General features: G+C 69.8%; 18 protein-coding genes and 2 pseudogenes. 10 read left to right on the forward strand and 10 right to left on the reverse strand.

What is annotated here, in order from left to right; genetic code table 11:
• Positions 1–46: 46 nt before the first annotated feature.
• A complete protein-coding gene (locus ACIOFR_RS37455) occupies positions 47–241 on the forward strand; it encodes an IPT/TIG domain-containing protein (RefSeq protein ID WP_401004619.1) in 195 nt (64 codons plus the stop codon).
• A 581-nt stretch (positions 242–822) separates the two neighbouring features.
• Here ACIOFR_RS37455 and ACIOFR_RS37460 read toward each other — a convergent pair.
• A pseudogene (locus ACIOFR_RS37460) lies at positions 823–912 on the reverse strand (SDR family NAD(P)-dependent oxidoreductase); the annotation flags it as partial.
• Between the two features lie 452 nt (positions 913–1,364).
• Here ACIOFR_RS37460 and ACIOFR_RS37465 point away from each other — a divergent pair.
• From ACIOFR_RS37465 to ACIOFR_RS37475, 3 genes are all read left to right on the forward strand, one after another.
• Positions 1,365–1,823, forward strand: a complete 459-nt coding sequence (locus tag ACIOFR_RS37465) for a cupin domain-containing protein (RefSeq protein ID WP_401004571.1) — start codon at positions 1,365–1,367, stop codon at positions 1,821–1,823.
• An 81-nt stretch (positions 1,824–1,904) separates the two neighbouring features.
• The gene (locus tag ACIOFR_RS37470; protein ID WP_401004573.1) at positions 1,905–2,726 is read left to right on the forward strand and encodes an alpha/beta fold hydrolase; all 822 of its coding nucleotides are present in this window, start codon (positions 1,905–1,907) and stop codon (positions 2,724–2,726) included.
• A 106-nt stretch (positions 2,727–2,832) separates the two neighbouring features.
• The gene (locus ACIOFR_RS37475) at positions 2,833–4,308 is read left to right on the forward strand and encodes an MFS transporter (RefSeq protein ID WP_401004575.1); all 1,476 of its coding nucleotides are present in this window, start codon (positions 2,833–2,835) and stop codon (positions 4,306–4,308) included.
• A gap of 14 nt (positions 4,309–4,322) precedes the next feature.
• Here the strand turns inward: ACIOFR_RS37475 and ACIOFR_RS37480 are convergent, their stop codons facing one another.
• On the reverse strand, positions 4,323–4,955 hold the full coding sequence (locus ACIOFR_RS37480; RefSeq protein WP_401004576.1) for a TetR/AcrR family transcriptional regulator: 633 nt from the start codon (positions 4,953–4,955) through the stop codon (positions 4,323–4,325).
• Positions 4,956–5,492: 537 nt separating this feature from the next.
• Between ACIOFR_RS37480 and ACIOFR_RS37485 the strand changes: the two genes are divergently transcribed.
• A complete protein-coding gene (locus tag ACIOFR_RS37485; RefSeq protein WP_401004578.1) occupies positions 5,493–5,843 on the forward strand; it encodes a hypothetical protein in 351 nt (116 codons plus the stop codon).
• Between the two features lie 295 nt (positions 5,844–6,138).
• On the opposite strand, the gene ACIOFR_RS37490 is transcribed toward ACIOFR_RS37485, so the two are convergent.
• On the reverse strand, positions 6,139–6,507 hold the full coding sequence (locus tag ACIOFR_RS37490) for a winged helix-turn-helix transcriptional regulator (RefSeq protein WP_401004580.1): 369 nt from the start codon (positions 6,505–6,507) through the stop codon (positions 6,139–6,141).
• A gap of 444 nt (positions 6,508–6,951) precedes the next feature.
• Here ACIOFR_RS37490 and nadC point away from each other — a divergent pair, with 444 nt between their 5' ends.
• The 3 genes from nadC (at position 6,952) to ACIOFR_RS37505 (ending at position 9,332) form a co-directional block, all read left to right on the forward strand.
• Positions 6,952–7,845 (forward strand): carboxylating nicotinate-nucleotide diphosphorylase, encoded by an 894-nt coding sequence (gene nadC / locus ACIOFR_RS37495; RefSeq protein WP_401004582.1) that lies wholly within the window; start codon positions 6,952–6,954, stop codon positions 7,843–7,845.
• The gene (locus ACIOFR_RS37500) at positions 7,833–8,690 is read left to right on the forward strand and encodes a PhzF family phenazine biosynthesis protein (RefSeq protein ID WP_401004584.1); all 858 of its coding nucleotides are present in this window, start codon (positions 7,833–7,835) and stop codon (positions 8,688–8,690) included. Before nadC ends, ACIOFR_RS37500 begins: the two co-directional genes overlap by 13 nt.
• Positions 8,691–9,038: 348 nt before the next feature.
• The gene (locus tag ACIOFR_RS37505; RefSeq protein ID WP_401004586.1) at positions 9,039–9,332 is read left to right on the forward strand and encodes a DUF1330 domain-containing protein; all 294 of its coding nucleotides are present in this window, start codon (positions 9,039–9,041) and stop codon (positions 9,330–9,332) included.
• A gap of 14 nt (positions 9,333–9,346) precedes the next feature.
• Here ACIOFR_RS37505 and ACIOFR_RS37510 read toward each other — a convergent pair whose 3' ends face one another.
• Positions 9,347–9,751, reverse strand: a complete 405-nt coding sequence (locus ACIOFR_RS37510; RefSeq protein ID WP_401004588.1) for a hypothetical protein — start codon at positions 9,749–9,751, stop codon at positions 9,347–9,349.
• On the opposite strand from ACIOFR_RS37510, the pseudogene ACIOFR_RS37515 reads away from it, so the two are divergent.
• A pseudogene (locus tag ACIOFR_RS37515) lies at positions 9,660–9,961 on the forward strand (DUF2252 family protein); the annotation flags it as partial. The gene ACIOFR_RS37510 and the pseudogene ACIOFR_RS37515 overlap by 92 nt on opposite strands.
• 141 nt (positions 9,962–10,102) lie before the next feature.
• Here the strand turns inward: ACIOFR_RS37515 and ACIOFR_RS37520 are convergent.
• From ACIOFR_RS37520 to ACIOFR_RS37545, 6 genes are all read right to left on the reverse strand, one after another.
• Positions 10,103–10,369 (reverse strand): hypothetical protein, encoded by a 267-nt coding sequence (locus ACIOFR_RS37520; RefSeq protein ID WP_401004590.1) that lies wholly within the window; start codon positions 10,367–10,369, stop codon positions 10,103–10,105.
• Positions 10,370–10,584: 215 nt separating this feature from the next.
• Positions 10,585–11,118, reverse strand: coding sequence for a DUF1269 domain-containing protein (locus ACIOFR_RS37525; protein WP_401004591.1), 534 nt, complete (start codon positions 11,116–11,118; stop codon positions 10,585–10,587).
• A gap of 34 nt (positions 11,119–11,152) precedes the next feature.
• Positions 11,153–13,507: an arylsulfatase gene (locus tag ACIOFR_RS37530; protein ID WP_401004593.1), complete on the reverse strand. Its 2,355-nt coding sequence runs from the start codon at positions 13,505–13,507 to the stop codon at positions 11,153–11,155.
• A gap of 61 nt (positions 13,508–13,568) precedes the next feature.
• Positions 13,569–14,138 carry an ATP-binding protein gene (locus tag ACIOFR_RS37535; RefSeq protein WP_401004595.1) on the reverse strand — a complete coding sequence of 190 codons (570 nt, stop codon included), beginning with the start codon at positions 14,136–14,138 and terminating at the stop codon, positions 13,569–13,571.
• A 1,592-nt stretch (positions 14,139–15,730) separates the two neighbouring features.
• Positions 15,731–16,246, reverse strand: coding sequence for a hypothetical protein (locus ACIOFR_RS37540; protein WP_401004596.1), 516 nt, complete (start codon positions 16,244–16,246; stop codon positions 15,731–15,733).
• A 153-nt stretch (positions 16,247–16,399) separates the two neighbouring features.
• The gene (locus tag ACIOFR_RS37545; RefSeq protein ID WP_401004598.1) at positions 16,400–18,178 is read right to left on the reverse strand and encodes a cation:proton antiporter; all 1,779 of its coding nucleotides are present in this window, start codon (positions 18,176–18,178) and stop codon (positions 16,400–16,402) included.
• A gap of 1,417 nt (positions 18,179–19,595) precedes the next feature.
• Here ACIOFR_RS37545 and ACIOFR_RS37550 point away from each other — a divergent pair.
• Positions 19,596–20,042, forward strand: a complete 447-nt coding sequence (locus ACIOFR_RS37550) for a DUF6325 family protein (RefSeq protein WP_401004600.1) — start codon at positions 19,596–19,598, stop codon at positions 20,040–20,042.
• Positions 20,043–20,048: the final 6 nt, after the last annotated feature.

Below are 20,048 nucleotides of genomic sequence, written 5' to 3' on the forward strand. Positions count from 1 at the left end.
CATCCCGGACAGCGGGAAGCTCGGAAACACCGTCACCATCAACGGCGTGGGTTTCGGCACCACGCCCACCGTGTACTTCGGCAGCCGCACCGCAACCGTCACGTCGGTCTCACCGACCCAGATCAGGGCGACGGTGCCGGTGCCGGATCCCCTCCAGCCCAAGACCATCGACGTCCGAGTGAAGGTGAACGGCCACCTGTCTCCCGCCGTTCCGGTCGATGAGTTCACCCACACCGGCTGACCCGGACATCGATCCGCGGTCCGGTGCCGGGAAGCCTCGAAGGCCTTCTCGGTGGCGCCCATGGCGGGGAGGCGGCACCAGGCGCGGTAGGCGGCGAGCCTGGCCACCAGCGTGCCGGTTCCTTCGTTCTCCCCGTCGACCTCGACCAGGAGCACCGGCAGGTCGGCGCCGAGGTCGTTGACCACCATGTCGGCGAACAGGGAGCGGTGGCCGGGCAGCGGGTGCCCGACCTCGGTGGTGAACGCGGCGAGGTGCCCGATGCCCGCCTTGGCGAGAAGGCCTGCGACAGCGGCGACGTCCAGGGCGTGCTCGGAGCACGCGGTCGACGGGCCCTCCTTCGCCGGGCGCAGCGCGGCGAGTTTCGCTTCGGCCGGCAGCAGGGCGGGCAGCTTCGCGGCGTCCGGCCGCAGTCAGGCACCACAGCTTGCGGCCGTCGGGCAGGCGCAGTTCTTGGCGGACCCTGCCGGCGTCGTCCAGGTCGCCCGGGGCGTCGCGGACCGGCCGGTCGCTGCGCTGACAGGGCAGGACCAGCGGCCACAGCTCGCGGGCGGTGGCGCGCTGGAACAGGGCGAGCGCCACCACGCCACACGGTGGCCCTGCTTGAGGAGGGCGCGGGCGGTGGCGGCACCGATTCCGGTCGATCCACCAGTGATCAGCGTGACGGGCTCCATGCAACGGCCTCCTCGGCGACGTGCTCATCAGGTCCCCAAAACGCCTGCACTATACGTGAGGTGAGCTGCTGCCAGGGTTGTCACGCCGTACCGCAACCCGGGCCCGCTCGACCGCCGCCAGTGCGAGCTCCTGGGCCGGCCGGGCGAGCCGGCCGAGCTCGCCACCGTCATCGCGCTCCTCGCCGGTCGCGACGCCGTATATCTCAACGGGGTGCACACACCTGTGGACGGCGGTCTGACCGCCTCGGACGGCCGGACCGACCTGTTACCGGATCGACCACTGACAGCGGCTGATGCAGCCCGCGCTTCTTCCGCCAGCGCGTCGCACCTTGCGCCCGACAAAGACAGTCATCCCTCCTCGTGAGAGTTGACTTGCATAAAGAGCCCCGGCGGCCTACATTCATGAGAGTTAACCCCAATAACGACAGCAATCCCTCTCGCTGGAGGCTCAGATGGCAGACGTCTCGGTGGTCAGCCCGGACGGCGGCGAGTCGATCCGGCTCGGCCCGACCCGCATGCGGATCCTGGAGGACGGCAGCACGACCGGGCACCGCCTGGGCGTCGGGGAGATCACGCTCGCCCTGCACACCGACGGCCCGCCGCAGCACCGCCACGCCCGGCACGACGAAGGCTTCTACGTGGTGTCCGGTGCGGCCCGGTTCACTGTCGGCGAGACCGTGTACGACGCGCCCGCCGGGACGCTGGTCATGATCCCGCCCGGCGCCCCGCACACCTTCGCCAACCCGACCGACGGCACCACAGTGCTGCTCAACACCTTCACCCCGGACCTCTACGTCAACTACTTCCGGGACCTGCGCGACATGATCGCCAGCGGCCGGCCGCTCACCCCGGAGTCGACGATCGAGGCGATGAGTCGGTACGCCACCGAACCGGCCACCGACTTCGCCTGAAGCACCCAGCCCACCACACCGCCGCACCCCGTCTCCGCACCCAATTGCCCAAGTGCCCAAGCAACCAAGGGAAGCCATCCGATGACCGTCTCCGCTCCCACCAGCACCACCCGCACCATCGACCTTCCGGGCGGCTTCGCCGTCACCATCCAGGAGTTCGGCGAGAACACCGACGGCACCGGCGTGCTCGTGCTGCACGGCGGCGCCGGGCCCCGCTCGATGGCGGGCTTCGCCGCCGCCCTGTCACAGCACGCCTACGTGGTCGTACCGACCCACCCCGGGTTCGACGGCACGCCCCGGCCGGAATCCACCGACACGGTCGCCGACCTGGCCACCGCCTACCTGGACCTGCTCGACGTACTCGACCTGCGCGGCGTCATGGTGGCCGGCAGCTCGGTCGGCGGCTGGATCGCCGCCGAGACGGCGCTGCGCGACAACGCCGGGCGGATCTCCTGCCTGACCCTGCTCGCCTCCACCGGCATCGCCCCCGAGCCCCCGCTTCAGCTGGCCAACCCCGCCGAGCTCGGCCCTGCCAGGACCGGCGAACTGGCCTTCCACAACCCGCAGCTGCGCCCGAACCCGGCCGCGCTCGGCCCGGAGCAACTGGCCGCGATGGCCGCCAACCAGCGTGTCCTGGCGGTGTACGCGGGCGATCCGTTCTGCTACGACCCGAAGCTGCGGGGCCGCCTGCACCGGGTGAGTGTCCCGGTGCTGGTGATCGCCGGTGAGCAGGACGGCATCGCCCCGCTGGAGTACGAGCGCGCCCTCGCCGACACCTTCCCCCGCGCCACCTTCCAGCCCATCGCGCAGGCCGGGCACTTCCCGCACATCGAGCAGCCCGCCGCGGTCTTCGAGGCGATCGGCGACTTCATCGACACCGACGTCAAGCCCGACGGCCGGTAACCCCGCCACACCAGGTCGAACTCGCGCCCGCCGCGCCGCGCCCCTCGCGGACCGGCGGGCGCGGTGCTTTCAAAACCCGCGCCACCACTCACCAAGGAGGAACGAAATGACGATGCATCAGCCCCTAGCCGGCGGCGGGCGCCGGCGGGGAGGGCCCGTTCTGGCGGTGTGCTGCCTGAGCCTGCTGATCACCGCCCTGGACACCACCGCCGTGAACGTCGCCCTGCCTGCCGTCGGCCACGATCTGCACGCCTCGGTCAGCGGCCTGCAGTGGACCGTCGACGGCTACACCCTGGCGGTCGCCGCCTTCATGATGCTCGCGGGATCCACCGCTGACCGGATCGGGCGGCGCCGGGTGTTCCAGGCCGGGCTGGCCCTGTTCACGGCCGGCTCGCTGGCCTGCTCCCTGGCCCCGACCCTGGGGTGGCTGATCGCCTTCCGCGTCGCCCAGGGCCTGGGCGCCAGCATGCTCAACCCCGTCGCCCTGTCGATCATCACCCACGCCTTCCCCGATCCGCGCGAACGCGCCCGCGCGATCGGGCTCTGGGGCACCACGGTGAGCTTGTCGGTGGCCGCAGGGCCAGTGGTGGGCGGCCTGCTGGTCGCCTCGGCCGGCTGGCGCTCAATCTTCTGGATCAACCTCCCGATCGGTGTGGCCGCCCTGCTGCTCACCGCCGTCCTCGTGCCCGAATCCAGGGCCGCCGCCACACGACGCCCGGACCCGGTCGGCCAAGTGCTGGTCGTCACCATCCTGACCTCGCTGATCTTCGCAATCATCGAAGGCTCGCGCCAGGGCTGCGGCAGCACCCCCGTCATCGGCCTGTTCGTCCTGTCGGCGGTCGCGCTCGCGGCGCTGCCCGGCTACGAGCGACGCCGCGAACAGCCCCTGGTCGACCCGGTGTTCTTCCGCTCGATCCCGTTCACCGGCGCATTCGTCATCGCCGTCACCGCGTTCCTGGTGCTGTCCGGCTTCCTCTTCCTCGACACCCTGTACCTCCAGCAGGTGCGCGGCTACAGCGCGCTGCACGCCGGCCTGCTGACCGTGCCCATGGCCGTCGGCATCGCACTCGCCTCGCCGCTGTCGGGGCGCCTGACCGCCGCGCGCGGCCCACGCCCCCCGCTGGTCGCCGCCGGCCTGCTGATCGCCGCCGCGGCGCTGACACTGACCATGCTCACCCCCACCACACCCTGGCCGGTACTTCTCGCTGCCTACCTGCTGCTCGGCGCCGGATTCGGCCTGGTCAACACCCCGATCACCAGCACCGCCATGGCCGGCATGCCGCGCGCCCGGGCCGGGGTGTCCGCCGCGATCACCACCACCGGCCGCCAGGTCGGCAACAACCTCGGTGTCGCGGTCCTCGGCTCGATCGTCGCCGCGCGCACCCGTACTCCGGGCCATGCCGGGTTCACCGCCGCCAGCCACCCGGGCTGGTGGACGCTGGCAGCGGGCGGACTGCTGATCGCGGCGCTCGGCCTGGCGATCACCACCCGCCGCGCCACCTGGGTCGCGGCCCGCATCCCGGCCGATCGGGTGACCGCCCCGGACACCGCGCCCCGGGCGCGCGGCGGCGCACAAGCGTGACGCACCGTCAGCCGTCAGTGCCGTGCGGCGCCATCCAGCGCGGCCCGGGTGAGGACAGTGGCCGTGTGCACCACGCTGGCGATCGCCTCCTCGGGGTCCAGCCGCGACAGGTCGGTCAGCGCGAACAGGGCCTCGGCGCTGACGACGACAGCGAGGTCGTTCTTGAGCTGCCGCACCGCAGCCGGGTCCGTGGCCCCGAGAGTGTCCTCCAGCGGGGCGAGCGCATGGTCGATCAGCCCGAAGCGCATGGCCGGCCGAGCGCCGGCCAACTCGGGGCGGCTGATCGTCGCCGCGATCATCGCCCTGGTCGCCCCCTGGTAGGTAAGCACCGTACGCAGCAGGTGCTCGGTCGCGACGGCGACCCGCTCCGCCGGGTCGCGGGAGTCCGCGACCGACGCGAGCGCCTCCTCCGGGGCGGGCATCTCTCCGGCCATGGCCTCCTGGAGCAGGCTCGGCAGGTCGGGGAAGTGCCGGTAGGCCGTGGCCTCGGACACCAGAGCCGACTTGGCGACCTCAAGCATCGTCACATCGCGGCCCGTACGCATCAGTTCGACGGCCGCCTGCACGATCGCCCGGCGCGTCCGTAGCTTCTGGTTCACACGGCCCGTCGCGGCCTGCGGTGTCGTCGTCGATTCGCCGGTGTGCATGGGCCAAGAATAGCAAGTCGGCCCTGATGATGAGAGTGGACTTGCACTACGGGACAACGGCCTCGGGTCCGGGGTCTTGCCGGTATTGCTCTTCATTGCTCTTCGGCTACGGCGCCGAAGCGCACACCACGCACCTCGAAGGCCGCGAAGCGGTGTTCCGCTCCCCCTCACTGCCCGCTCGCGCTGACCGCTACCGCACCCCTGGAGAGCGGCGGCGGCGAGCTGGAGGAGGGTGGCGTTGGTCTCCCGCGTGAGGGTGAGTACGTCCTCCCGCAGGCTTCCCGTATCGGGGCTCCAGGAGGTACTCACAGGCTGCTGCTGCCGCTGTACTGGCAGCAGGTGCGCGGCCAGGACGCCCTCGGCGCCACACCGCTGCTCATCCCGCAGGGTGTGGGCCGGCTCGCCTCCCGCACGCTCGCCGGCCGCTAAACGGACCGCTTCGGGCCGCGCCCGGTCGCCATCACCGCCTTCGCCATCACCTGCGCAGCCACCGTACCGTTCCGCCTCGTTACCGCCTCCACGAGCAACACCGCGCTGATGGCCGCGCTGTCCGTGCGCGGCATCGGACTGGGCGCGGCCGTGATCACGCTGATGGGCGACGCCGTCGGGCTCAAGCCCGAGGAGATCCCCCAAGGCTCCAGCATCAGCCGCGTCGCCCAGCAGGTCGGCGGCTCCGCGGGCACCGCCGTCCTCGCCATGACTCTGCAGAGCACCTCCACCGGTGCCCTCACGCCCGCCGACCTGGCCTCGGGATTCGGTGACGCCTTCTGGTGGGCCTCCGCGTTCACCGCCGCGGCTGTTCCGCTCTGCCTCCTGTTGCCGGGCCGACCCAGCCCGAAACCGCAGGTCCAGGGCGCCACACCCGCCGAAGAGCCCGCCGAAGCCTGAACGGCCCAGATCGTCTTGCGCAGCCGGTGCCTTCCTCCGCCGCTTGCCGTGGTAGACCTCCATCATCCGCGCCGCCAGCCGCCGAGCACCCCCGGCGGCCCTGCTTGCCCCGCGCCTTCACAGGGCGGAGATGTGGCTTGCCGCAGCCTGTGACTACCCAGGACAGGCTGTGGCTGGCTGGGAGGCCTTCAGCGGTCTGGCGGACATCCCCATCGGCCGTGTCTTCGACGTGGCCCGGATATGTCGCCGATGCCGGACCCGGCGGTCCCGCCCCCCTCCGGTGCGGGTCGGGGCGTCAGTCTGCGGAGTCCCTCTCCGGCGTCCCGTCGCCCACGGTGTCCGGGTGTGGGACGCGGCCGGCGGACTGGTCGTCGGCGTGGTCCGCCCCTTGCGGGTCGATCGTGGCCGCCCAGCGTTCCGCCCAGCGGGCGAGGGGGTTCAGGGCGTGGCGCGCCTCCTGTCCCAGCGAGGTGAGCTCGTAGCGACTGTCCGGTAGTTGGTGAATCACCTGGGCTTCCAGCAGTTCAGTCAGGCGCTGCCGCATCACGCTGGAGGACATGTCGTCGCACCGCTTCTGCAAGGGGCGGAATCCAAGCGGACCCGCGCGAAGCTCCCACAGGATGCGCAGACTCCACCGCCGCCCGAACACATCGAGTGCGGCCATGAGGGGGCGGCCGGTGGTCGAGCCGCGAACAGGTTCGCCAGGTCTGGGTGTTGCCATGTCGGGACGTCCAGCTCTCCAGGGTTGATGCTTCGGATTCCGACACGCTAGCATCGGTGACCGCTTCGGAAATCGAAACGGAGGTGGGTGTCGTGGCACCTGCCCTGACAACCTGGGTGAGAGGAGTTCCTGAAAGCCCGAGTCGACGGAGGCGAGACCGGCTGGGAGGACCAGTACATGCGCATGGTGCCCCGAGTTCGACGTCGGCGCCGAGTCGCACGGACGGCTCACCCGGAACCTGTTCGTGGCGGGGGGACGGGTGACCGGCACGCGGGAGATCGAGTACAGGATCCACCGGGTCCTGCAAACCGGCCCAGCGGAACTTCAGTGCTGCCTCGTCAGCGGTTGCCGACACCAAGCCGACGTCCACTCAGAGCTGGAGGCCAGATGACCACGACCGAGTTTCCCTCGGCGGCGGCACGGGCCGCCGCCGCTGCCGCCCTGGTCGAGGACGAGTCATGGAAGGACATCACCACCGTGTGGAGCGTTCCCGATGACCTGACGGCCACGGCCGAGATCCGCACCCGGCAAAGCGGCATCGCCGCCGGCATCCCCGTGGTCGCCGAGGTCTTCGCGCAGGTCGACCCCGAGGTCAAGGTCGAGCCGGCCGTCGTCGACGGCGCACGACTGGCCGACGGCCAGGTCCTGGTGCACCTGTCCGGTTCGGCGCGCAGCCTGATCACCGGGGAGCGTACGGCGCTGAACTTCCTGCAGCGCATGTGCGGCATCGCGACACTGACCGACCGCTACGTCCAAGCTGTGGCAGGGACCAGGGCGCGCATCCTGGACACGCGCAAGACGGCGCCGGGCCTGCGCGCCCTGGACAAGTACGCGGTCACCGCCGGCGGCGGCCACAACCACCGCCCCGATCTCGCGGCGATGGTCCTGCTCAAGGAGAACCACATCGCCGCGGCGGGCGGGGTGACCGCCGCGATCGAGGCGGTCGGGCGCGGGATGGCGCGCACCGGGCAGACCGTGGAGAGCGAAGTCGAGGTGCAAACCGTCACTCAGGCCGTCGAGGCCCTCGACGCCGGAGCCCGCTGGATCATGCTCGACAACATGCCGGTGGCCGACATCGAGCAGGTCGTGAAGCTCCGGGCCGGGCGGGCCGACGCTTCCCGGATCCTGCTGGAGGCCTCGGGCACCATCCGCCTGGACACAGTTCTCGCCATCGCCGGGACGGGCGTCGACCTCATCTCGGTCGGGGCATTGACGCACAGCCCGCCCGCACTGGACCTGACCATGCTGCTGACCACCGGCCCGGTGCCATGTCCGAGGTAGCGGTCGTCGACGCGTGTCAGCGAGACGGCGCGGGTGGCAGCCCGACCGCCGTTCTGGACGATGCGCCGTTCACCGACGAGGAGCGATGCCGCATTCCCACGGAGTTGGGAACATCGCACGCCGTCTTCCTCCGCGCGACCGGAATCGAGCGTCGTCAGCCCGCGTACACACTGCGGTTCTTCACCGCCCAGGACGAACTGCCCGCATGCGGCCACGGCACCGTCGCCGCCCTCGCTGTGCTCGCCGAACGGGAAGGCGGCGACCACGACTACCGCGCCGTCCTGCGTACGGCCCACCGCAGCTTCGACGGTCGGGCAAGCCGAAACGGTGACAGCCTGATCGCGTCGTTCGACCCGGGCCCGGTCAGCCTGCGTAGCGCCGGTGGACCCGAACTGAGGGAAGTCGCAGGCGGCCTCGGACTGACGGAGGACGCGGTCGCCGGCGACGCCTGCGTGGCGTCGAACGGGCGGCCGAGGCTTCTGCTGCCCGTCCGGTCCCGCGCCGCACTGGCCGAACTCACGCCGGACTTGACCCTGTTGCGCGCAGCCTGTGACCGCTACGGTCTGCTGGGCTGCTACGCCTACTCGCCCCCGGACCGACACGGCCGAGCAACAGCCCGGATGTTCGCCCCGTCGATCGGCGTCCCCGAGGACATCGCCAACGCCAACAGCACGGCCTGCCTGGCAGCGCATGCTGCCGGGTTCGGCACACACCGCCTTGCTGTCGACATGGGTGACCACCTCGGCAGCCCGTCCACCATCACAGTGACCGTCCACCGCGACCGCACGGGACACCGGATCCGAGTCGGCGGCCAGGCAGCGATCGTGCGCACGGTCATGCGCTGAGGCCCGCGTGCTCAAGGCGAGGGTGCCGGTGTGCAGCAGGTCGAACTGCTCCTGTGAGAGGCCCGGCCAGTTCTTGCGGCATCTGTGGCTGGGGCTCAGGGTTGATGGGCCGATCACGTCGTCTCGGTGCGACTCGTACCTGCTTGTCGGCTCCTCTTCGTTCCAGTTCGGGCCGCCGCCCTTCCGGCGAGGCCGGTCATCGACTCGACCGGCTCTGGCTCGCAGCCCCAGCCGGTTGGTCGAAGCCGTCCGACTTCGACGCCGTCTCCGTCAGCTCGCTGACCCACAGCGCGCCGGCCATGGATCTGAGCATGCTTCTGATCATCAGTTCCGAACACAGGAGGTACCGTGGCCAAGGGCTACTGGGTCAGCGTCTACCGCACCATCGCAGCCCCTGAGAGGCTTGCTGCCTACGACAAGTTGGCCGGTCCAGCCGTCAAGGCCGCGGGCGGGCGGCTGCTCTCCCGCGGCAGCCGGGTCGTCGCACACGACGCCGGAACCGCCGAGCGCACCGTCCTGATCGAGTTCGACAGCTTCGAACAAGCGGTCGCCGCACGCGCGAGTGCGGCCTACCAGGAGGCGCTGGCCGTACTCGCTGAGGGCGTCGAGCGCGACTTCCGCATCGTCGAAGGCCTCGACTGACGACCGATGCTGTGTCAGGGAGGAACACGGCGCCGGCTGCGGGGATCACCCCGGCTCGTCAGCGCGCGCCGCACCGTCGCGAGAAGCTTCAGGCCGGTGGCATCGGCGGTGTTGTCCGGTCCGGTGACGGTTTCCGGCGGCGCGGCGGCGCGGACGTCGGCCTCGATGTCGGCGGGGGTGCGTTCGACGAGGTTCCAACGGCCGATGTGGGTCAGCAGGGCGGCGTACGGGTTCGGGGCCGCGATGTTGGAGAAGTAGAACGTGCCTCCGGGGCGGTGCGCCCAGGCGCAGAAGATGGGGGCAACAAGGAGCTGAACATGACCAGTCCTGCTGAGGGCGCGCCGGCGCGGCCGCGCGGCCTGTAAGGGCGTCGGCCGGGCGTCGCACGGCCGGTGGATCGCGGCGACGGGCCGGCCCAATCCGGCCGGGGTGCTGGAGCGGCAGGCCGCCGACCGGGTGGTTGAGCTACTGCCGATCCGCTACGGCCGGATGGCGGGCCTCCCCGTTCGCGATCCTTCGCGGCGCAGCCGCGGTCATGGCCGCCGGACCTGGGAGCCATGCCGAACACCGGCTTGACCGTCCAGCTCTGCGGCGACGCACGCCTGCTGGGTTCGCCGACGCGGCCCCTGGCGGATTCCTTCACGCGTGGGTAGGTGGCGCGCCGATCTGTGCTCACCATGCCGGCCGAACTGTAGCTGCTGACCGCGACGGACTGGCTTCCGCTCCCCGCCGAATTTCGGTGGGGAGCGGACATGCCGGTGACCGGTGCGTCAGTGGCTGTGCCGCAGGATCCACCGCACGCTGCGGTCGGCGCCCGCGCAGCGACGCCGGATCCTCGCGTGCCGCGCGTGCGGTGCTTCCTCGGACAGTTGAAGGGCTGCGTCGGTCAGTTCACGTGCTCGGCTCTGGAGATCGAGCATGGAGTCCGGGTCCGGTCGGGGAACGGTCATCAGGCGCTCGTACGCCGCCTCCACCGCTGCCAGCGCCGTACTCAGATCGTGTTGTGCCGTCTGCGGACGGCGGGGAAGCGTTGCCATTCCCTCTCCTACACGGTGTTGGTGTGCCGGTCCTGCGGTCGATCGCCTTCGATGGCTTCGGGAGCCGGCCGGTCGCCTGACCTGCTACGAGCGTCTGACTGGGGAGCAGGAACCGAAGAATCTGTCGAATCTCCGGACGTGGGTGCTTCGGCGGGAAGGGGCCCTGCGATCAGACAGTCGCCTTGCTCTGTTGCTTCACCCGGCTCGCCGAGACATCACGTGCTCCCCGAAGCGTCAGGGTCCGCCTCGTTCATCTTCTGCTGTGCGTCGGCGATCGCTCCTTTCAGGGCCTGCACGTGGTGCCCCTCGGCCTCACCGACCACCTTCCTGACGGCGCGCGTCACCGCCGGTTCGACCTTCCCGGCCGCCGAGTGCGGGTAGGCGACGATCAGTCCTGCGCCACCGAGCGGAATGGTGGCCCCGGCCTGTTCCTCCAGTTTGGCGGCCGTCTTGTGGTGCAGGAGTTTGCCGGCCCCGGCGCCGATCGCCGCGCCGACCGCGGTCGCGGCCAGCAGCGGTGGCGCGAACAGACCGACCACGAACCCTACGGAGCCCAGGCCCGCTGCGCCCTCGCGAACCATGTGGTCGGTCTGCTCCACCGACAGCTCGCCGTCGAGGTCCTTGCTGACGACCACCGCGCCGTGCAGGTAGCCGCCACTGGCCAGGGCCGCCTCGTAGTCCTCCTGGGCCGCGTCCTTCGACATGTAGCCGCCGATCAGGACGTCGATCGTCTCGTCGTCGAATTTCATCGGTTCTCCTCTGCTCTGCGGACGTGAGCGCGCCTCACGCAGAGAGTCCGTGCCCGGCGTGCCCGTGGTGGGCGGCCGTGTGCAACGCGTCCTCGTCGTCGGCCGACGGGTGCGACTTGATGTCGAAGACGACCTTCTTGACGGTGCCGGTGAAGGCGAAGGGCTTTTTGTCCTCGTAGCTGAGGTCGACGACCCCGCCGTTGTCACGGCCGATGTCCATGCCCGCGTACGCGGAGAACCGGATCGGGACCGTGTGGTCCATGCGGCCGGTGGCGACGGCCTTGCCGTCGACCAGCAGGGTGACCTGTCCTCCGGTGGCGGGCTTCGGCGCGTCAGCCACGAACTCCATGCGCACGTTCACCTCACCGCTCGGCAACCGCACGTCGGCCTGCTGCCGGTAGACGAACACGCCCATCATCGAGTACGTGTGGGTGAGTTTGCCGTCCTGCACGAAGAGCGAGAACCCGCCCAGATGGTCGGCCTCGGCCACGATCACGCCTTCGGCACCCTCCGCCGGGACGACCAGATCGGCACTAATCGTGTACGAGTGGTTGTAGATGCGCGGGATCATCCCCGACATGACGTTCTGGACGTCTCCCCGGTACTCGAAGTGGTCCACATCCGGCCGCGGCGGGAGGATGCCGAAGAAGGCGGACAGCGTGGCGAGCAGGGGGAGCACCTTGTACTTCTCCGCCTCTTGCCAGAAGAGCTCCCTCAACTCCCGTACCTTCTCTGGGTGGTCCGCGGCGAGGTCATTGGCCTGGCTGAAGTCGTCGGGCAGGTAGTACAGCTCCGTCGGGTCTGCGTCCGGATCCCAGACGCCGGGCGCGTACGGCCTGAGCGCATGGGGTGTGATCACCCACGGAATGCGCTCGGTGCGCATCGCCAGCCACCAGCCGTCCTTGTACATGGCGCGGTTGCCGATGCTCTCGAAGTACTGCTGTGTATGGCGTTCCGGCGCAGCCGGGTCGATAAGCGATTCCGCGAAGGTCACGCCGTGGTGGGGCTCCTGCTCGATCCCGTCGACGTGGGAGGGGGCCGGGATCTTGGCGATGTCCAGGATCGTCGGCCCGATGTCGGTGATGTGGGTGAACTGCGAGCGCAGTGCTCCGGGGTCGGTGATGTGGGCCGGCCAGTGAATGACCATCGGGTCGCGTGTCCCGCCCAGGTGCGAACCGACCTGCTTGCCCCACTTGAACGGGGTGTTGCCGGCCCATGCCCACGCGGCGGAGTAGTGGGGGTCCATGATCTGGGATCCCCAGGCCTCGATGCCGCCGTAGCGCTCGGCCAGTTGGAGCTGCATCTCGTCGGTGAGCGGGATGCCGTTCTGCATCGTCATCTCGTTGAACGAGCCGGTGATGGTGCCCTCCATGCTGGCGCCGTTGTCACCCCAGATCCAGATGATCAGTGTGTTGTCGAGCTCGCCGAGCTCGTCGATCGCGTCGATGACCCGCCCGACGTTGTGGTCGGCGTTCTCGGAGAATCCCGCGTAGACCTCCATCTGGCGGGCGTAGTAGGCCTTCAGCCGGTCGGAGACGTCGTCCCATGCGGGGAAGGCCTCGTCACGGGCTGTCAGCTCCGCCTCCGGGGGGATCACACCCAGTTCCTTCTGCCGGGCAAAGACCTCCTCGCGAAGCCGGTCCCAGCCCTGGTCGAACTTGCCCTTGTACTTGTCCGCCCATTCGGAGGCCACGTGGTGCGGGGCATGGCTGCACCCGGTGGCGAAGTAGGCGAAGAACGGCTGGCGGGCGTTCTGGGCCCGGACCCCGTGTAGCCACTCGATGGTCTTGTCGGCCATGTCGTCCGGCAGGTAGTAGGGGTTCTCCTTGTCGTAGAAGCGCTCCGGAGTACCGATGATCTTCTGGTTCTCGGCGAGGCAGGGATCCCACTGGCCCGCGTCACCGCCGAGGAAGCCGTAGAAGTAGTCGAAGCCCCATCCGTTCGGCCACCGCCCGAACGGTCCGGCCGGGCCCTGGTCACCGTCGGGGGTCAGGTGCCACTTCCCGAACGCCGCGGTGCTGTATCCGTTCTCCGACAGCACCCGTGGCCACGGCGTGCAGTCACGCGGAACAATGGCCGTGTAGCCGGGGAAACCGCTGGAGAACTCACCGACCGAGCCGAAGCCGACCGTGTGACTGTTCCGCCCGGTGAGCAGAGCCGCACGCGTCGGAGAGCACAACGCCGTCAGGTGGAACCGGTTGTACCGCAAGCCCGCTTCGGCCATCTGCGTGAAGCGTGGGGTGTTGATGGGTCCGCCGAACGCGCTCGGGTTGCCGAAGCCGGCGTCGTCGATCAGCACCACCAGGACGTTCGGGGCGCCCTCCGGAGGCTCCGGGTGCCCGATGAGGTCCCAGTCCGGCTTCGATCCGTCGAGTGTTCTGTTACTCACCCCCTGGAACGGCGGCCTGCGTATCGGAAGCTTCGTGCGGTCAAGCTCACTCATCGTTTTCCTACCTCCCGTTCACAAACACCAGCCGCGGGTCGGTCGGGGAAGGCCAATCCCATGAGTCCCTGAGGCACTTGTCGGCGGCGGCTGAACCGTGACCCACTTTGGACGGTGGAGTTCTGACGCTCTTGTGTCGTCGGTGGTCATGTTCAGTCGTTGTCTCTGGCGTTGGGGGACCCGGCCGACTTCGCGGCCCGCATGCCACAGGACTCGCCCTGAGGATGTGGACCTTGGTGTGGTGGACGAGTCGGTCGATCATCACGGCGGCGACGGTCTCGTCGCCGAGGAGCTCTCCCCAGCGCCCGAAGGGCTTGTTCGCGGTGACGGTCACGCCGGCCCTCTCGTATCCGTTCGAAACGAACTGGAGGAAGCAGGTTGGCGACTGGGCCTCGCCCGGGATGCAGCCCACTTCGTCGATCACGATCAGCGGTAACGGCCGAGTCGACCTGGCAGGCCCGGACCGCGAGCCCCAGTGGCGAGGCGGGCGTTTCCGGTGCCCGGCGGTCCCAGGGAAGCGGCATTCTCCTGGTCCGCTGGAAAGTCCAATGTACCCAGATGGACGAGTTGTTGGCATGTCAGACGGCGGAGAGCAGGTGGCGGTCCCGGTTCCCCTTGTCCCGGTTGCCAGGAGGCGGGCAGCGCGGATGTGGCCTCGCAGCCTTGGCTATCTCTGGGGCGGCGACCTCGCCCCAGAGACGGGCGACCAAGGATTCGAGATGGGTTCAGGACTCTGCCTGGGCGCGCTCGGCCAACCGTTCGGCGACATCCGGCAGCGTGGGGGCCTTCATCCATCGCACCGGCGAGGAAGGCCAGGTCAGCGGCGGCCTGCCGGCCCCGTGTGTACCGCCTGGCCATCGCCTCGGCCGCGTCGGCGGCGGCAGTCGTGGTGCTGCGGGGCATCGGGTGTCCTCCGGTCCGGTGCCGTTCCCGAAGGTAGTGAACATTCGGTCGTAAGTGTCCAGGTCGCATTGCTCGACCGCGATGCCGGGGCTGTCCGGGGCCCGGCATCGCGGTAGGGGCGGTGGCCGCCCGCGCGGCGGCCTGCTGGTGGATGACCTCACCGTGCAGGAGGCGGGCCGCGGCGTCGCGCTCTGTCAGTGAGGCCCGGTGCCCGGCCCAGCGGCGGGTATGGCGGCCCACGATGTCGTTGCCGGCGATGACGGCGGCCTCCTCATTGTCCGACCGAACCATGCCGTCCGCCCGATGGCGCGAGGATGGGCGAGTAGCAAACCGTGCCGACGCGGACGTAGTGGTCGCAGCCGATACGGGTGTGGAATCGCCACCAGTGCGGCCATAAACGGGCAGGACGGGCGGCATCGCGGCGCGGTCCGCCTACCAGCGGTCGACAGGCCGGGCATCGAGCGGGCGGTGCCGGCGCCTGGTGGCAATCAGCGGCCGGGCGATCAGCTGGTTGCTGAAATCCTCGGGGCACCTGTGAAGACCCGGCGGGGCAGGAAGCTGGTTTCCAGGTGGCGGTTGGCGCACTCGGCCAGGCCCGTGGCCTCCGGATCGCGGGGCCGACACAAGATCACCCTGATTGCGAGCAGACTCGCGACCGCGTCGAACGCACCGGCCAGCCCGCCCTTTGCCTACACCGGCTTCGTTGTCCCACACGAGCGTCCTGGGAACGGCTCTCCAGCGGTCGGCGAGCAGGTTCCAGTGGCCGTCGGGAAGGTCCTCGATCTGCCGCGTCGGGCAGCATCCGGGCGGTGATCATCCGCGAGCAACCCGGACGCCGACCACGACCGGCAGCCGGCCGGACTGGCCATGCCCGCGAGGAGAGCCGCGGGCGGCACCTCGACACCCCTCCCCAAGCCCCGCCACTACCGCCACCGGGTGCGACCCTGTGTCCGCGCCCGAGGCAAGCCGCCGCTCCATCCGGCAACGTGCCCCACAGACGGCAGATCGTCACCGCGCACGGTCACCCGATCGCCGGAGCGGTCAGGTCGTACATCCCAGCCTCTGGCCAGAGTCGGACGGTCGGACAGCGAGTCACCGCCACGCCAAGGCAGACCGAAACAGCATCGCTGCCTGCCTCCGCGTTCCAGCGAACGACGAATCGAAGTTCGCCGCCTGCGTCGCGACCTCAGGAAGCGCCCGTGGTCCGCTCGGGAGGGCGGAATTGACCGTGTGCCCGTTCGCGGTCCCCCACCGGAGCGGCGGTCTCTAGCCGGGCACCGCCCTCAACCGCCCGGACACAACCGTGACGCTCTTCCCGAGACGTTTCACCTCGCCCGGCTCGGCTGCTCGGTCCGGCCCCGCCAGGCCGTCAGCCAGAACGAATCCGCTTCGGAACAGGAAGGGGGCCTTCTCCCAGACGAGAACATCGCGTACCCAGCGGCCGTATCCGCGCCGCCATCTGGCGGACAACCCCGTCACCGCGCCCTCGACCACCCGGATCGCGCCCGCGAAGGCGGTCGGCTGACGGCGGATCCAACGTCGTCGCGCCAGCACTCCAGCCAGAAGGAGGACAATCACGATCAGGTTCACGCCCAGCACGGCGAGCAGTGCGAACACCATGTGGCAAGTCTGCTGTGAAGCTGAGCAGCGCGCCTCCCAGTCGCCATCGGGGGTGCTCGGCAAGGCCGCTCGGATGACGCCGTTCTCCCGGGCGAGCGTCTCGGGCGCAAGGGGACGTACGCCGGTGTTGGTGGCTGCGGGGTACGCGCCGATGTTCGCCAAGAGCCCACCAGGCCGGCGGTGGCCTTCAGAGGCCGCCCGATCTCCGCCGCGCACCGGCCGGCTCACCGCTGCTGTGCCGGCGGCGGTGAAGTGATGGTCGTTCAGGCGGGCCCAATGTCCTGGTCCGGGCGGTTGCCTCTGGCCGGGCCGCCCTTACCTGCCCGGCTGGTCCGGCCCGTCCGGCGGGGGGCCGAGCAGCACGGCGATGTCTCCTTCCTTCGGGAGCGGAGTACCGTCCTCGATCACCGGGGCGAGTGCTCCGTCCGCGCGCACCCGGAACAGGAGGGCAGCTCCGGCCGGGATCCCGTCCTGGACCGGCAGCGCCGCGATCCTGGCCCCCTCGGCATACCAGTGTGCCAGGGCAGGCCCGGTCAGGGCGTCACCGAAGAGGATCTTGCCACCGGTGGACGGAGCCACGACCCCGTGTCTGCGGCGGGTCGGCCCGACGCGGTAGACCGGGCCCTCCAGGTTGCCCCGCAACATGGTCGCGGCGAGCGCGTTGAAGTCGTCCTCGTCGGTCAGCATGAGTACGGCGGTGATGCCCTCGATCTCGGCGCCCTGCCCGGTGGCCGCCGCCAGCAGCTCGCCCGGTGCGAGTTCGAGTCCCGACTCCCTGATCCGGTCGCGCTCCCGTTCGAGTCCCGCCCACATCAGTACGTCCAGCCCTGCGGACTTCAGGGCCCGGCCCAGGTCCACCACCCATCGGGAACCTCCCACCAGCAGCGGCCGGGAGCGGGCGGGCCGTCTGACGCCGAACAGCCTCGACGCGGGCACCGCCGTGAAGCCGTAGAGCGTCACGGTCGCAACAATGACCAGAAAGGTGGCCGGGAGGATCTTCGAGGCCCCGCCGACCCCGTCGGCCACCAGCGAGGCGGAGAAGGTCGACGCGTTGGCGGCCGCCACGATTCCCCGTGGTGCCATCCACCCGACGAAGGCGCGCTCGCCCTTGGTGAGATCCGTGCGGAGGGTGGAAATCGCCGCGACCAGCGGTCTGGTGACAAGCACGAGCACGGCGACCAGGCCGAGCGTCGGCAGCACAAGGTGTTTCAGGGAGTCGGGGGTGATGGTGGCCGAGATCGAGATGAACAGCAGCCCCAGGACCAGCTGCACAACCGTCTCGAAGAACGGGTTGCGCGCGGGCACGTCGAAGGCCTTGAGGTTGGCGACGGCCACTCCCATGGCGACGGCGGCGATCAGCCCGGTGTCGTCCCGGATCGCATCACAGGCCGCGGCCACACCGATCACCGCGGCGAGCTGGGCCGTGGTGCCGAGCGTCTCGGGGAGGTGGAGCCTTCCCAGCAGGAGCCACAGTGCCACGGCGCCGACGACACCGCCGGCCAGGCCTACCGCGATGCTCCCCAGGAACGCCAGGATCTGACGGCCCAGCGACTCGGACGTGCTGGAGGTCACCGAGTGGAACACCAGGGCGCCCAGAATGCCGCCGATCGGGTCGATCAGCGAACCCTCCCAGGTGAGGATCCGCTGAAGGCGCTCCACCGGTCGCACGAAGCTGAGCAGCGGACCGACGACCGTCGGTCCGGAGACGACGAGGATCGCCCCGAGCATCACTGCGGCACGGCTGGACATCCCGAGGAACAGTTCGGCGAAGAGTGTCGCGAAAGCCCATGTGAGGAGGACGCCGAGCCAGAGCAGCCTGGTCACGACACGCCGGGTGTGTCCCTTGAGGTGAGCCAGATCGAGGCCGAGGCCGGCGTCGTAGAGGATCAACGCCACGGACAGCGACACGAGCGGCGAGAAGGCCGGGCCCAGCAGGTTGGTGGGATTGATGTCGTCGGTCAGCGCCCCCGCGGTGAACCCGACCGGCAACAGGACGATCAACGCCGGAACACGCAGGAGAGCTGCCAGCACCTGGGAACCGACCGCGAGCACCACGGTCAGCCCCAGACCGACGAGGATCTGGTCCGTGGTCACCGACAGGCTCCCACGGAACGGCCACGGTGCGTCACAACCCCGGTCGGATAGTCGGACACGCGCAGGCCTCCAGCGGGCGATCCACAGCGAACACTCAACGTGACTGTCCTGGGACCGGCCTGACGAGTCAAGCAGGACACGGCTTCGACCCCCGCTCAGCCGTGCCGTCCCCCGGTATGGCATCGGTGCACCGGGAAACGCTCTTCGACGCCCGGTTCCACACGTGCGGGGAGAGCCGACCACCGAGAAGCCGCCGACGATTCCCGCGTGAAGATCCCGGCTTGCCGGGATGCCTGCCACGGCCTCACCCCAGCCGCACCGAACAGGCGTCTACGATCATCTCCACGGCCCCGCCCGGGCCACCCAGCCGACCGACGGAGTATGGGCACGTCGCGTTGGTTCAGCGCGCCATCTGCGGGGAGGCCGAGTCCTGCTGGCCGAGGCCGTCGCCGACACGCCTGGTCAGGCGCCCGGGCACGGTCAGGAGTACCAGGACGCCTCCGTCGGCCGCGACCGCCGGGGAACCTCTCCCGGGCGGGCATGGGCCTGCGTTCGCCATCCACAAGCATGATGCATACCGGATCGCCGCCGAGGGCGCCCGGGAGCGTCACCTCGACCTCGATGCCGCGAGGCGGGTCGGTGGGCAGGACCGCGGTCATCACCGCCGTCTGGGCGCGACGGCCATGGACGCGGGCGGCGGCGACCTCCCTCTCTCCACGAGGAGCTCCAGCTCTCGTGCCATCGCTCTGAGCGACAATCGCATGTGAACTGAACAGGAACCCAAGACCGTACAGACCCAGGTCAGCACAGACTCGGATACCGGGTGAGTGCGGACTCGTGCATGGGATCGCCGACCGGTCGTGTCTACGGATACAGATCACGCAGCGGCCTGGGTTCACGAACTCCTCCCACAGGTCGGGACCGACCACGTAGCACCGCCTCCGGGCCTCGCCCCTGGCTGCGAGCCGGCCGGAGCGGACGAGGCCCGGCCGGATGGCCGTGGCACCGACCGTCACCGGTCCGCTCACGGATGTCCCGCTGAGCCTGCTGCTCGCTGAGTTCGGCGTTGGCCTGGTCACGGTCGAAATAGCTGGCATCTGCCGCCTCCCGGCCGGGACTTCGGTCAGGATGCGGGCCTACAGCCACCGTGTAAGGCTGGCGATGGAGTCCGTCGAGGACCCACTCCGACCAGCGAGGACCGATCCGGCTTCCTTAGTCGGGCGGAGTCCGACCCTCCGGCCGCGTTTCACCCCTTCGGGGCCATCCTGCCCATCGTTGTCGACATCTTCATCACGTGGGCGCTCTGAGCTGGACCGGGCGAGTAGGCCGGTCTGAACCTGAGGTCTCAGAACCTGTCGGTCACCGAGCAAGGTGCTTGACCTCGAACGGTGCTCACTGAGAGAACGGAAGCTGAGACGTGACATCACCTGACACCGACGAACTGGGACCGGTCGACTACCTCGTCGTCGAGTTCCCGCCGGCCACCTCGCACTTCACCGGCGGGATGGCCGCAGAGCTAGACAAGCTGGTCGCCTCGGGGACCATCCGGGTCCTAGACCTGGTCATCCTGACGAAGGGGGCAGACGGCGAGCTGGACGTCGTGGAGGTCGATGACCTCCAAGACGCCGGCGAACTGCGCGCCGCAGAGGCGCAGCTGGCGGGCCTGCTCGCCGAAGAGGACGTCATCAACCTGGCCGCCGCCATGGAACCCGGCACGACCGCCGGAGTGCTGGTCTGGGAAAACCTGTGGGCGGGTCCCTTCGCCGCCGCCGCACGCCGCTCGGGAGGCCAGCTCATCGCCAACGGCCGGATTCCGATCCAGGCCATCCTGGCCTCGATCGAAGCCGACGAAGAAGGAGAATGAGATGCC

The organism is Kitasatospora sp. NPDC088346, assembly GCF_044740765.1.
In the GTDB taxonomy this organism is placed as follows: Bacteria; Actinomycetota; Actinomycetes; order Streptomycetales; family Streptomycetaceae; genus Kitasatospora.

Bases quoted from the DNA above. Each gene is read 5' to 3' on its own strand.
- ACIOFR_RS37535 (WP_401004595.1), bottom strand. From the start codon at position 14,138: ATGCCAACAACTCGTCCATCTGGGTACATTGGACTTTCCAGCGGACCA.
- nadC (WP_401004582.1), top strand. From the start codon at position 6,952: ATGACCACGACCGAGTTTCCCTCGGCGGCGGCACGGGCCGCCGCCGCT.
- ACIOFR_RS37485 (WP_401004578.1), top strand. From the start codon at position 5,493: ATGGCCGCGCTGTCCGTGCGCGGCATCGGACTGGGCGCGGCCGTGATC.
- ACIOFR_RS37500 (WP_401004584.1), top strand. From the start codon at position 7,833: ATGTCCGAGGTAGCGGTCGTCGACGCGTGTCAGCGAGACGGCGCGGGT.
- ACIOFR_RS37465 (WP_401004571.1), top strand. From the start codon at position 1,365: ATGGCAGACGTCTCGGTGGTCAGCCCGGACGGCGGCGAGTCGATCCGG.
- ACIOFR_RS37520 (WP_401004590.1), bottom strand. From the start codon at position 10,369: ATGGCAACGCTTCCCCGCCGTCCGCAGACGGCACAACACGATCTGAGT.
- ACIOFR_RS37490 (WP_401004580.1), bottom strand. From the start codon at position 6,507: ATGGCCGCACTCGATGTGTTCGGGCGGCGGTGGAGTCTGCGCATCCTG.
- ACIOFR_RS37525 (WP_401004591.1), bottom strand. From the start codon at position 11,118: ATGAAATTCGACGACGAGACGATCGACGTCCTGATCGGCGGCTACATG.
- ACIOFR_RS37475 (WP_401004575.1), top strand. From the start codon at position 2,833: ATGACGATGCATCAGCCCCTAGCCGGCGGCGGGCGCCGGCGGGGAGGG.
- ACIOFR_RS37480 (WP_401004576.1), bottom strand. From the start codon at position 4,955: ATGCACACCGGCGAATCGACGACGACACCGCAGGCCGCGACGGGCCGT.
- ACIOFR_RS37470 (WP_401004573.1), top strand. From the start codon at position 1,905: ATGACCGTCTCCGCTCCCACCAGCACCACCCGCACCATCGACCTTCCG.